The sequence below is a fragment of the Sphingomonas sp. M1A8_2b genome, assembly GCF_053345535.1.
In genome coordinates this window covers 95,311-107,646 of sequence record NZ_JBKFAH010000005.1, presented here as the reverse complement: position 1 = coordinate 107,646, position 12,336 = coordinate 95,311, and the positions used below count along the sequence as shown (strand labels likewise).

Annotated in this window: 11 protein-coding genes; 2 read left to right on the top strand and 9 right to left on the bottom strand. The window is 65.7% G+C overall.

Translation table 11 applies throughout. The features are described from left to right. From ACLBWL_RS17580 to ACLBWL_RS17555, 6 genes are all read right to left on the bottom strand, one after another. A partial coding sequence (locus tag ACLBWL_RS17580) for an opacity protein (protein ID WP_447795236.1) occupies positions 1–545 on the bottom strand: 545 nt, incomplete at its 3' end. A gap of 213 nt (positions 546–758) precedes the next feature. After that, on the bottom strand, positions 759–1,037 hold the full coding sequence (locus ACLBWL_RS17575; RefSeq protein WP_447795234.1) for a ribbon-helix-helix domain-containing protein: 279 nt from the start codon (positions 1,035–1,037) through the stop codon (positions 759–761). Further along, positions 1,034–1,702, bottom strand: coding sequence for a ParA family partition ATPase (gene parA / locus ACLBWL_RS17570; protein WP_447795232.1), 669 nt, complete (start codon positions 1,700–1,702; stop codon positions 1,034–1,036). Before parA ends, ACLBWL_RS17575 begins: the two co-directional genes overlap by 4 nt. Before the next feature lie 275 nt (positions 1,703–1,977). Next, positions 1,978–2,769: a helix-turn-helix domain-containing protein gene (locus ACLBWL_RS17565; protein WP_447795230.1), complete on the bottom strand. Its 792-nt coding sequence runs from the start codon at positions 2,767–2,769 to the stop codon at positions 1,978–1,980. Between the two features lie 419 nt (positions 2,770–3,188). Beyond that, positions 3,189–4,292, bottom strand: coding sequence for a replication initiator protein A (locus tag ACLBWL_RS17560; RefSeq protein ID WP_447795228.1), 1,104 nt, complete (start codon positions 4,290–4,292; stop codon positions 3,189–3,191). Between the two features lie 525 nt (positions 4,293–4,817). After that, on the bottom strand, positions 4,818–6,158 hold the full coding sequence (locus ACLBWL_RS17555; RefSeq protein ID WP_447795226.1) for a capsule biosynthesis protein: 1,341 nt from the start codon (positions 6,156–6,158) through the stop codon (positions 4,818–4,820). 229 nt (positions 6,159–6,387) lie between these two features. On the opposite strand from ACLBWL_RS17555, the gene ACLBWL_RS17550 reads away from it, so the two are divergent. Next, a complete protein-coding gene (locus tag ACLBWL_RS17550; RefSeq protein WP_447795224.1) occupies positions 6,388–7,938 on the top strand; it encodes an LTA synthase family protein in 1,551 nt (516 codons plus the stop codon). On the opposite strand, the gene ACLBWL_RS17545 is transcribed toward ACLBWL_RS17550, so the two are convergent. Beyond that, the gene (locus tag ACLBWL_RS17545; RefSeq protein ID WP_447795222.1) at positions 7,925–8,683 is read right to left on the bottom strand and encodes an SDR family NAD(P)-dependent oxidoreductase; all 759 of its coding nucleotides are present in this window, start codon (positions 8,681–8,683) and stop codon (positions 7,925–7,927) included. The genes ACLBWL_RS17550 and ACLBWL_RS17545 overlap by 14 nt on opposite strands. A 175-nt stretch (positions 8,684–8,858) precedes the next feature. On the opposite strand from ACLBWL_RS17545, the gene ACLBWL_RS17540 reads away from it, so the two are divergent. Then, complete coding sequence (locus ACLBWL_RS17540) at positions 8,859–9,533, top strand: sterol desaturase family protein (RefSeq protein WP_447795220.1); 675 nt, start codon at positions 8,859–8,861, stop codon at positions 9,531–9,533. 53 nt (positions 9,534–9,586) lie between these two features. Here ACLBWL_RS17540 and ACLBWL_RS17535 read toward each other — a convergent pair whose 3' ends face one another. Together ACLBWL_RS17535 and ACLBWL_RS17530 are read right to left on the bottom strand one after the other, a co-directional pair. Next, complete coding sequence (locus tag ACLBWL_RS17535; protein WP_447795218.1) at positions 9,587–11,266, bottom strand: capsular polysaccharide export protein, LipB/KpsS family; 1,680 nt, start codon at positions 11,264–11,266, stop codon at positions 9,587–9,589. Then, positions 11,263–12,306 (bottom strand): phytanoyl-CoA dioxygenase family protein, encoded by a 1,044-nt coding sequence (locus ACLBWL_RS17530; protein ID WP_447795216.1) that lies wholly within the window; start codon positions 12,304–12,306, stop codon positions 11,263–11,265. Before ACLBWL_RS17530 ends, ACLBWL_RS17535 begins: the two co-directional genes overlap by 4 nt. Between the last annotated feature and the right edge of the window lie 30 nt (positions 12,307–12,336).

The following is a 12,336-nucleotide window of genomic DNA, read 5'->3' as shown; positions in this document are numbered from 1 at the left end:
ACTTCGGCGCCGATGCCGTAGGTGATCGCGTTATAGTCGCGGTTGGTGTTGCCGCCATTGGTCGCGAACTGCGAGAAATGGTCGAAGTTCACCCACTGGTAGCCGACCTTGCCGTACAGGATGCCGCTGTCGCCGGCGCGGAAGCCGAAGCGGCCTGCTGCGCCATATTCCCAATCGATATTGCCATCGACGCCCTTGATGACGTTGCCTTCGACACCGACGAAGACCGGGCCGAGCGGCACGTTGACGCCGAGGACGCCCTGCACCAGCGCGCCGTCGGCGCGATAGTTGTTACGGACCGAGCCGTCCGAGTTCAGCGCGCGCGGGATACCGTGGTTGCCCTGGTTGTCGAACTGTTCCCAGCCGCCCATGACGCCGAAATACGGCTCGATGCCGAACGCCTTCGAACCGTCGGGTGCGGCGGCTTCGCCGGGGGCGGCGCTGTTGTCGACGGGGGCAGGCGCCGGAGCCGACATGTCCTGCGCGAAGGCGGGAGCGGCGAATGCGGTAGCCGCGAGGGCAAGGGCCAGGGAAAGCGTACGCATGGAAATAGACCTTCTATCGTTGATTACGTGGCCCCCGACCGCACGATGCGTCGGCTTGATCCAGGGCCTCGAAACAGGCGGCTAGCCGCTTTGTTGCAATAAAAATACAGTCCGCCAGGAACTTTCCTGCGGTGTTGCACTGCAGCAACGGTTCCTGACGGGAGGATGAACGGCCTGCCCCCCGCGCCGGTAGGCCTGCGTCGACCGAGCTGCCTAGTCGCCGATCGGGCTTTCGCCGTGCTTGCGCAGGACGTCGTTGAACGCCTCGGCCATCAGTGCCTGGAGGCTCCTGCCCTGCCGACGCGCGAGCGTATGCATCGCGAACGACATTTCGGGCGAGAAGAACCCGGCGATCTGCTTGCGACCCTGTCGGCTGGCGGGGCCGGTCGACGCCCCCTGCCCCCCCCCCTGCCCTGCCGCCACGGGTGTCGACAGGGCGATGTCGGGTGCGGTGCGATCGCGCAGATTGGCGAACGAGGGCTTGCGGCTCATGCGGCGATCTTTCTTTTGCGCGCCGGTTTGGCAGTCGATGTCGACAATCCGGTTTGTCGACATGTCCACTCGTAGATCTGTCGAATATCGTCCGCTGCCTTGCCGTTCGGCTCGAACTCCATGACCGTACGGCCTTCGGCACTGGCATGACGGAACGCGGCGCGGTCGGGAATCTGGATCGGGCAGGCCGGCGTCCCGAAGCTTTCGACGAGTTCGCCCGCCTCCTGATAGACCCGCGGTGCGTTCGGTGAGCCCGCCGTGAACACGACGAACGCGGGCTTGCGGAGCAGTTGCACGAGTTTGGCGGTGGTCTGGATCGCCGACAGGTCGAAGGCGCTGGGTCTACACGGGATCAGTACGAGATCCGCGATCTCGACCGCGGCGCGCGCAGCGCTGTCGGCGTGCGGTGGGGTATCGATGACGATGAATTCGGCACCCTGTTCGGTTGCCTGGGCGACCTTGGCGGCGAGCCGCGGTGGTGGGCTGTCGATCACCTCGGGCGGTGCCTCACTGCGCCACGCGGCCCATTGGCTTGCAGTGGCTTGCGGGTCGGTATCGATGACCAGCGCGACGCGGCCCGCATCGTGTGCTGCTGCGGCAAGGTGGAGGGCCAGCGTGGTCTTGCCCGCACCGCCCTTCTGGCTGATGATCGCGATTGTCGTCATGTCCAAACCCCTACATGTCTACATGCCTACAAACCAGTGATTTCTAGCCCTGTCCTGACGGCTGTTCGGTCGCGTATCGCGATAACGCGCTAGATCGGCACCATACGTGGCCGCATAAGTCGATCTAGAGCCGCCTCATACGTGGTCATGCCCGTGACAGAACGCACTCACCGCTTGCTCCAGCTAGGGAGCATGTGACGGCGTAGCCGGCACTTCTGAGTTTGGTTTCATGTTGTTGAGTTGCTTTGGTCGACGCGTCCGGTTTTGTAATCTAATTAGTTGTGTAGCGGTTGAGACTGAATTTGAGACTCGCACTCAAGGCGATCGATGCTCGCACCTAGCTTCTCCAGCATCTTCCCCAACGCTCCCCCGACCGTCACTGCCGCCAGATCGCGGCACGACAGCCCGGACAGCATCGCCGCGACGTCGTCGGTGCGATCGGCGTGTTGCTGGACGACGTCATCGGGCGTCGGCGCCGGTCGCATCCACCGCGGCAGATAGCCGAGCACGCGCTGGGGCAGGGTAGGGCGGTAGACGTTGGAAGTCTGGCGATAGCGCGGCCCCGGTCCCTCAGCCTCGACACGCTTGAACCGTCGCTGTCGCACGAGAAAGCCGATGTCTTCGAGGATGTGGAGCGCGCGCGCGATCGTCGCGCGGCCCAGACTCGTCGCCTTGGACAGGTGATCGTAGCTCGGAAAGACGCGCCCCCGGTTGAGCCGTGCCAGCGTGAGGATCTCCTCGTAGACGCGAACCGCGGCCGCGGTGAGTAGGATGATGCGGCGCTCGGCCGCGGTCAGCGTGCGATCACCCGCGCGCGCCTCGCGGCGCAGCTGGCGGCCCGCGTCGAGTGTACGCTTGGCGATCCGCAACAATTTGTCGGTCTCGCCCTTGGCCGGCACGGTGAAGAACAGCGCCTCGAACGTACCCGCCTCGATGCTGTCGCGCAGCACCGGCGCGCCGGTGCGGTGTGGCCCGCCTGATCGCGCGCCGAACCCTGGCGACGCGCGGCGTCCCGTACAGGCCCCGAGCGCCTGCGCGGTCGCCTGGCCCAAGGTAAAAACAGCCATCTTCCATCCCCTTATGGGGCTGGGACCAAGACAAAGAGAGAGCGTGGCGCGAAACGCGCATCCTTGAACCGAAGTCCGTGTCAGGCTATGTGGAGAGGGTCGGTGAGTTTCGACCCCGGAATCGACGTTTGGCGACGTCGCTCCATCACTACCTTGGGATGCCCGGCCTTCGTGCCGGGCTTTCCTTTATGGGGTCACAGCCGCTCCAATATCGATCTCACCGGCATCATCGCCGACATTTCCCGATTTTTGCAGTTAATCTCGAGCAACGGAAGCGTCTGTGGTTCGTGCTTTCGAGTATCAATTACGGAAATTGGTCGATTATCTTCTCTAAACTTCGTGCTTTCGAGTATCAATTCAGGCCCGCATTCGTGCTTTCGGGTATCAATTCGCGGAAAGTTCGTGCTTTCGAGTATCAATTAAAACAGGTCCTCCGACCCGGTGACGCCTGATTCGCGGCTCGGTTCAGTGCCCGATTCGCGAACCGTCCCGCGGTTAGGCTCGCGGCCGGAATCGCGCCCCAAATCACGGGGTGGTTTCGACGCCGGTTCCGCGGTCGACAGCAGCTGACGCGACAGCCGTGGTTTGGGATGCTCGTCGAGCGCGGTGAGCCGCCTGGTGATCACGACCCTGACGGGGTTGGTCTTGCGGCCCCGCTTGACGATCTCGGTGCCATCGGGATCGCTGACGGTTTCGACCAGCTCGAGCCGGTAGTCGGGGATCGTGTCGGCGACGACGATCTGCCGCAATGCAGCGCGAAAATTGGCCAACGGATTCTGATAGCCGATCTGCAACCGGAAGGTCGCAAGGTCGATCTCGAACCCGTCGCCATCGCCGGTCGATCGTGCGACTTCGTAGATCCGCCGTTCGATCGGACCGAGTTGAAAATACGCCGCAGCATAGTCGAGCACGTGTCGATCGAGCAAGATCGCCCGGAACAGCCAGTCGCACAGCCGTACCTTGACGGCTTTGAGGCGGCGTTCGCCGGCGCGGGTCTTGTTGTAATGGAGCTTGGCTTCGGAGAGCCAGGAGAAGAACCCTTCCTCACCTTCGCCACCCGCCTCGATATTGGTCTTGATCTGGGTGCCCTGGAGCCGCTCGAGCGCCTCGGACAACCGTCCATAGGAGCGCGCGCTGTGGTTGCTGCCGGTCACGCTGAACAGATCGTGCGCGGTGAACACGAAATCCTGCGCGACGTCCTCGCCGGCCTCGAGCTTGGCGGCCATGAGACTGGCGATATAGAGCACGATCTCCTTGTCGTAGATCGTCGCAACGCCGCTCGCGCTGGGCCGGACCTCGATCGTGACGGTGTCGGTCTTGTAGCTGAGCGGCTTCATCCACGCATTCTTGCTGAGCGCGAAGAACGGGAACGCCATCAGCGATCGTTCGCCACGGATCTCGCCGTATAACGGGCTGTCGAGCAGGAACAGGTCGCCCTGCGGGATATCCGTCTGGCCGGCGCTCGACTTGCGGGCTTTCGCACGCGGGGCAGGGGGGCGCTTGGCGGTGCTGGGTCGGGTCATCGGCTATTTCTACTCGAAAGCACGAACTTATGGGAGCCCGCCAAGGGGGACCGAGCGGAAAATCGCGGTTTTGGGTAAAAAGATCGTGCTTTCGAGTATCAATTCGCCGAGTGGTACGCCGCGGGTATGCGCCGGGTCATACGGCACTGCGACCCGCTATGTGCGCGTCCGGTCGGTAGAGCGGTCGATCGATCGACATGTCTGCATGTCGACGTGTCGTTGTTGCACCATCGCACACCTTGGCCCGGCGCCGTCGACAAGGCGATCGGCGCTGGGGCACGGGCGGGATCATACATGTCGACATGTCCAGTCCGTAGGTGGCACCTTTGCGGTCGCCACGGCCCCTGTACCCGGCCGCGATCCACGCCAAACCCGCCAATTCTTGGGCCGTCAGCCATGTCGACATCCATAACGCGACACTGCCGACGGTTCGATCACGCAGGCCTGCCCGAGCGTATAGGATCAAAGCCAGTCGACGATCCGACGTGTCGACAAATCGACACATCGGATTGTCGGATCGTCGGGTTAGGAGATTTGCGAAACCGTCCGATCGGCCGACACCGAGCCCGCAGCGTTTGTCGCGACCTGCTTTGGGCTGGCCGCTTCCAGCCGGGCGATCACCCCCTCGGTGACGCGGGCGAGTGCTTCTTCGGAAAAGAAACCGCCGGGGATCAGGCACTGATCGATCAGCACCCGGCGAAAGGCGGCAAACGTCTCGGCGTCGGGCTTGCCGGGATCGCGCCAGAAATCGTCGAGCGATCCCTGAAAGGTGATGCCTTCCATATCGTAGACCGCGTGGCCGAGCGCGATCACCGGGACGCCCTGCATCAGCGCCAGCGTCCCGCTGGTGCTGTTGATCGTCACCATGCCTTTTGCCTTGCACGCGATCGGCACCATGTCGCCGCTTTCGAGATAGTCGACCCGGTCGGCGACGCCGTGGAGGGCCGCGAGCGACGCGGTCTCTTCGCGCCAGTCGCGGACGCCGTTGTCGAGTGGGTGTTCCTTGATGACCAGACGCAGCGGGGCAGGGGCATTTTCGGCAAAGGACCGCATCACCATCCTGAGCGCATCGGCGATGCCGGCAAAGCTCGAATGCAGCCGGATTTGCGCGTCAGAGTCGAGCTGCAGCGGAAACAGCACATACGGATCGCCTCTGCTCTCCAACGCCGCGATCAACGCAGACGACCGCACCGCCGCCTCCTCGCGCCCGCGCAACCGGCGTATCCAGCCCATGGCCTCGACCAGCGGATGCCACGGCCGGTGATTGGCCCAATGCGGGTAATACCAGCGGCTGAAGACGTCGGCGACGTTGTACGCGACCGCCTCGAGCGCGCGGCGCCGAAACGACGACGCCACCTGGCGATGCTCGGGGATCGGCGGTAGCGTCGCCGCCTGGGCCCGGTACCAGGCAGGATCGCGCGGCAGGCTCGAATGGCCGTTCACGCCGCCCAGTTCGAGCGTCACCCAATCGGGCCGGATATAGCCCTCTTCGAACACATGGACGGGGATATGCAGGTCGCGGCACACCTGGGTCGCGCCTAGGTGCATCGCCCGGCAGTCGCCGAACAGCATGACATCGGTGATCTGATGCTCGCCGATCAGCCGCGCCAGTGCCGCGGGCCAGTCGTCGAGCGATCCGCGATAGTCGATCCCGTTCGGCAGCCGCCAGAACAGCCGGTCGCCACCATTGAAATTGACTTTGTAGACGCCGTAGCCCTGCTTGAGCAGCGCCTTGCCGACCCGGCCGAAAAGGGGGCCCATCAGTCCTTGCAGCAGCAGGATGTTGCGTCGCGCCGGGGGTCGTACCAAACTCGGCGCCGCAATTTTCGGTGTGATGTCGGGTACGTCGGCAAAGGAAGAAAGCATGCGGCAGCCTTTCATACATATCCGATGCAGGCGATAGACACATAATGCGGTGCATCATGGCTGCTGTCCGTCGGCACCGTCTAAGCCGTTGACCCGCCAGCTAGATATGTTGAAGCACAGAGGCAAGATTACCCGCGGTGACAGTCTGACGCCCGGCCGCTATAAGCCCTCTGGTCGCCTGCTCTCGCGCATCGATTTACCCTTTTGAGTCCGACAACGCGGCAGACCTGTGACGATCGGTTTTATGTCCTTCCTGCTGATGCAGAGCCTCTCGCTGATGCTCGACGCGGCGGTGCGGCCCCGGCACCGACATCGTGGCAGTCTCCTGCGCAGTACGCAGGGGCTGATCCTGCACGGCCTGACGATGACCGCGCTGTTCGGGCTCGTCCTGGCGGTTTCGGGAAGCGCGGTGGTTGCCGGCGTTCTGATCGTCGCGCTCATGGCGGTGTTCGTGACCGCGTCGAACGCCAAGCACGCGATGCTGGGCGAGCCGTTGCTGTTCTCCGACCTGGCGTTGCTGTCCGCGCTGGTCCGCCATCCCGGTTTCTATTTCACCGCGCTGTCGATGCAGCAGAAATCGGGGTTGGCGATCGGCGCGCTCGGCCTGCTCCTCGCGCTGGTCTGGCTGTTCGTCCCGCATCTGGCGCCGCATCTCGTGGGGGCAGGGGTGCTGCTGCTGGCCGGCGGTCTCTTGGCGGTGCTGCTTCGCGGCAAGGCCTTTGCAGGCCTGGCACGGACACCCGACATCGACGCCGATCTCGCCCGCCACGGGTTGATCGCGACGCTGCTGCTGTATTGGCGACGCTGGCGCGAAACGCCCAATCCTCCCATGTGCGCGACCGGACCTGCCGACCGATCGCTATCGGCTGGACACTTTGGTCGCCCCGAGCTCGTCATCGTCATCCAGTGCGAATCCTTTGCCGATCCGGTCGACCTGACGCACGATCCCCGCCATGCCTTACCCGGACTGGCGCGTGCGCGGGCGGTGGCGTCGCAATGGGGCAATCTCGGCGTCAGCGGCTTTGGCGCCTATACGATGCGGACCGAATTCGGCGTGCTGTTCGGGCGTAGCGAAGCGGACTTGGGCTTTCGTCGCTACGATCCGTTTCTGACCGCGCAGAGCGAGGGCTCCTATGCGCTGTCGGCCAGGCTTGGCGCGGCGGGCTATCGCTGCCTGTTCGTCCACCCGCACGACCTGCGCTTCTACGGGCGCGACCAGATGATGCCGGCGATCGGGTTCGACCGGCTGATCGGCGAGGAGCATTTTCCTCCGGTGGTGCCCGGCGCCGGTCGCTATGTCGGGGATCGCACGCTCGGTGCAACGCTGCGCACGCTGATCGAGGACGCGGCGATCGACGACGCCACGATCGACGACGCCACGATCGATGACCCCGTGGCACCGACGTTGATCTACGCCGTGACGATGGAAAACCACGGGCCGTGGATGAAGGATCGGGTGACCGGGTCGCCCGGCGGGCTCGACGCCTATCTCCACCATGTCCGCAACAGCGACACGATGCTGACCGAGCTGATCGACGGCCTGGCCGACACCGGCCGTTCCGCGCTGCTGGTCTTTTTCGGGGATCACCGCCCGAGCATTCCCGGCGTGGCGGAGCCGGACCCGGTCCGCCACACGCCGTATGTGATGCTGCGGTTCGTCGATGGGAAACCGGTCCCGGCGCGGGTCGCCGGCGCGGATGGCCGTGTCGACCTCACCCCCGACCTGCTGCATCATGCCATCCTGCGCGATGCCCTCGGCGCGTCCGTCACGTCGGCCTGAGACCGCGCAGCAGGCGATCGCGCAGGCCCGCCGGGAGCAGGCGATCGACCAGCCGCAGCGCGGCGAACGGCCAAGGCAGGACGAGATGCGCGTCGCCGCGCGCGCTCGCCGCCACGATCCGCGCGGCGACCTCGGCGGGTTGCATCAGGATGCGCCGCGGCGCCGCGACCTGACGCCCTTCGGGCCGGTCGATCGGCCCGGGCGAGACGAGCGTTACGGTGACGCCATGAGGGGCGGCGCCGATCCGCAGTGCCTGTGCGAAGTGGGCGAGGCCGGCCTTCGATCCGGCATAGGCCGCGGCGAAGGGAAGCGCATGAAACGCCGCGGCCGAGCCGATCAGGACGATATGACCATGACCACGCGCCGCCATCCTGTCGGCGAGCGCCGCGGCCATCGCGCTCGGCGTGACGAAGTTGACCAGCCCCAGCCTGACCATCCGCGCCGGATCCTCGCCCCGCTCGTGGCGGCCCTGGATATCGCCGAGCCCGGCGGCCAGCACGGCGATGTCGATACAGCCCACCGCCTCCTCAGCGTCGATCGCGGCGAGTGCTGCTGCGGGATCGACGAGATCGAGCATGCGGACCGTCACCATCGCACCGGCGCCGCGGCATTGATCCGCCACGTTCTCGAGCCGTTCGCGGTCGCGTCCCCACAACATCAGCAGGACATCCGGGCCGGCATAGTGCCGCGCGATCGCCGCGCCCAACCCTCGCGAGGCACCGGTAATGAGAATTCGCTGTCGCACGTCTATCCTGAATGGCACTTATCTGACGGGGCTGTCGGGTGTGTCATCTACACCATAACTTGGCCCAAACCCGAACCTGTCCGTCGACAAATGCTGATTTGCGGTAAGCCTAGGATAATCTATTGCGCCTAGTGTGACTTGACAGGGGTGCCCCGCCTCTGTCCATAGCGGCGGTATGAGTATGCGTAGACAAGAGCCAAAGCCGAACCACGGCGGGGGCGCCGAGTATCCGCAACGCCTCCGGCTGTTTCGCAGCGATCTGCTCGAGCGCCTTACCGTGATATCGCCTCGCGCGTTCGTCGCGACCTGGTCCGTGATCCTCGTGCTGGTCGCATGGGCGGGCTGGGGAACAGTGGCGCCGCTGCCCTGGATCGGGCTGGTGATGACCGGTCTGCTGATTTGGTCGCTGTTCGAATATTGCATGCACCGTTTTCTGTTCCACCTGGAACTGCAGTCGGATCTGGGCCGCTGGCTCGGCTATGTGATGCACGGCAACCATCACTCGGATCCGAACGATCCCTATCGCAGCCTGATGCCTCCGATCGTCAGCGTGACCTGGTCGGCCGCGATCTGGGCCGGTCTGGCGGCGGCGTTCGGACCTGCGGGAACGGTGATCTTCCTGGGGTTCGCGATCGGCTACGTCTCCTATGACAGCATCCACTATGCGTGCCATCAGCTCCCGGCGCGCGGTCCCCTGATGCGCGCGTTGCGCCGCCATCACCTGCGTCATCACTTCGGTCGGCGCGACGGCAATTATGCCATCACGACGATCTTCTGGGATCGCCTGTTCGGCTCGCACATCTCCGCCAAGGCCGCGGCGACCGCGCCGGAGTCCCGCGTACACTCCTGATATCTGGGTAGCGGCAGGTAGCGGACGCGACACGGTTCCGTCTCAACCCCGTCTCACCGACGCCCCTTCATCAGGCGCCCCTGGATCTGGCGGAGACGCGTGACCCAGCCAAGCCGGTTGACCGCATCCCCGGCGACCATCCGCGCGAACAGCGTCTCGGGCTCGCAGGGCAGGCCGGTAACCGGATCCAGATACCGCGGATAGAGGATCAACACGCCGGCGACGAGCTCGTCGAGCGTGAGTACGCGTCCCCTGCGGTCGGAGATCGGCATGAGATCGCGCGTCAGTCCCCAGCCAGCATAGAACGGCATGCCGTGACAGGTCACGTCGCACCCGCGTAACAGCGCCTCGAAACCGGTCAGCGACGTCAGGACATGAACCGCATCGACGCGTTCGAGCAAGGCGGCCATGCCGCCTCCGCGAACGATCCGGTCGGCGACGCCCAACGCCTCCGCATCGGGCACGGCGCCCTTGCGGTGGCCGGCATCGACGTCGGGGTGCGGCCGGAACCAGATTTCGGCGTCAGGCTCGAGCGCACGCGCGCGCCGCAACAGTTCGAGGTTGCTGGCGAGGCCTCCGCCGCCCAACTTGACCGACATGTCGTCCTCGACCTGCCCCGGCACCAGCACCAGCCGACGCCCCGGCTGACGGTCGGGAAACGCATGCGGGGCGCTGCCGCCATATTTGCTGATCCCGCCCGCAAGAATGGCCGCGCGGAGATGCGCCGCGCGCGCCAGCAATGCCGCGGGGAAGTGCGTCTCCGCGAGCAAAGCCTCGAGATCGCTGGCGCGGCTCGGATCATAATGGATCCCGCGCCAGTCGACCGTGATCGAGGAGGGCGGCACCATGTCGCTGCCCAGCCCGACCGACCGGACGAAGCCATCCTCGACCCGCACCAGCGGGACGCCCGCGGCTGCGGCGTCGCGGACCATCGCCGGCGATATCCGCGACGGCCATACCGCGACCGCACCACCCTGCCGCTTGGCCTGCGCGATGGCGCGACGTTCGGACGAAAAATACCGCAACCGGCGATCGGGCGACCAGAGAAAGCGCGCGATCTCGCGACGCTTCCACCAGGCGATGCCGCAGGCCGCGACGATCCCGCGATTGCCGTCGCAGATCCGCCGCCAGAAACCGAGATGCGCGATGGTCGCATCGATCCCCGTCTCCAGGCCGGTCGACGGGTCACGATAGCGCGGCGTGTCGAACACCATTTGCGCGATCCACTGGCGGCGCTGCGCCGGGGACGTATCCGGTCCGCCATAAACGCCGTCCGACAGGATCCGCACGCGGCATCCGGCAATGTCCGCCAACGCCACCCACTCGTCGTCGCCATGCGCGAACAGCCACGCGTCGGTCCTGAGCAGCGACCAGGGGTCGACGTCGCCGAAGATTGCCGATCCCTGCGGCAGTACTGTGCGGACCGCCGTATCGCCCGCGAGATCGGCCGGCAGGAGCCAGACCACCGCGCCTGGCTCCGCATCTATCATGTCGGCGCGAAGGTCTGCGAGATCGGCTGCCGACCGCGCGCGGACGATCGTTCGTGCCTCCGACGGGGCGGCAGGTCCTGCCCAGAAGGTCCCACCGACCCTGGCTTCCCGAATGGCGGCGAAGATCCGCTCGATGTCGGCAGGCTCGATCGCCGGGGCGGTCGCTCCTTTTGTAAAATATTCTACCGAAGCACCGGGGAAGGGGGGGGCGCGGAGCAGAGGGACGGTCTTCGCGTGCCTCACGGTACTGTCCCGTCGGAATGCGCGGGCGCGGCCGCGGTCTTCAATCCGGCATCGCTCCACGGCTGGCCGAGTATCCTGCGCAACCGGTCGCGGACCGACCAGGCCAGCGGCGCGCGGCGTTCGGCGATCCCCGGCAGGCTGAACGGATCGAGCCCGGTCCAGGGCAGGAAGGGATTGCGTCGGCCATAGGTCCAGATCTCGATCCGCACCGATGGTCTGACCGAGGCGCCGCGCGCGTGGAATCCCGACGTATCCGCGACCACCAGCGTATTGGCGGGCACCGCGAATGCCTGCGGTTCGGGAAGATCGAGCGCCGCGAGTTCCTCCGGCGCGATCCGCAACGATCCACGCGCCGACAGCCGGTCGAGACCGGACCGCGCGCGAACGCTGCGATCGCGCTCCCAGGCCAGCCGCTGCGGCGTCATCCGGTGCGACCCGGGAACATAGACCAACGGACCTTCATCCACGGCGACGTCGGTCAGGAACAGCCAGGCCTTGACCGTCGCGTGAAAGGTATCGGCATGCAGCGCGGTCTGCGGGTCGGGCGCGGCATCGCTGACATGGCTGAGAATGGTCTGGATATAGCCGACCGGTTCGCTGTCGAAGCTGCCGACATAGCGCATCAGCCCACGCCAGCGGGCGCTGCCGACCAAGGCCGCGACCGCGGGCATCGCCGCCAGCGCGGCGGGATCGAGCGCGATCCGGCGGGTGATCGTGTCGCCCTGCACCATCTCGCGTGCTGGGGCGACATAGGCCAGCGCCTGTCGCTTGAGGTCGGCGAACTGGTCGGCCGGCAGAAAGTCCGGCTTGAGGACGAAGCCGTTGCGGTCGAACGCGGCGCGATCCTCGGGCGACACGAGACGCTCGAGCCGCCTGCGACGGATAGCCGCCAGCCGCCCCGCCAGACGGATCCGTGCGACATGCAGGCCCCAGCGATTGAGCAGCGGGGACCCGATGATCGGATTGTCGCTGAACGCCTTGGCGCCGGTCGCCAATTGCGCGATCCACCAGGGCAATAAAAGGTAACGGGCCGGTTTCATCGCCACCCTCTCTCCGAGGATACCGACGGA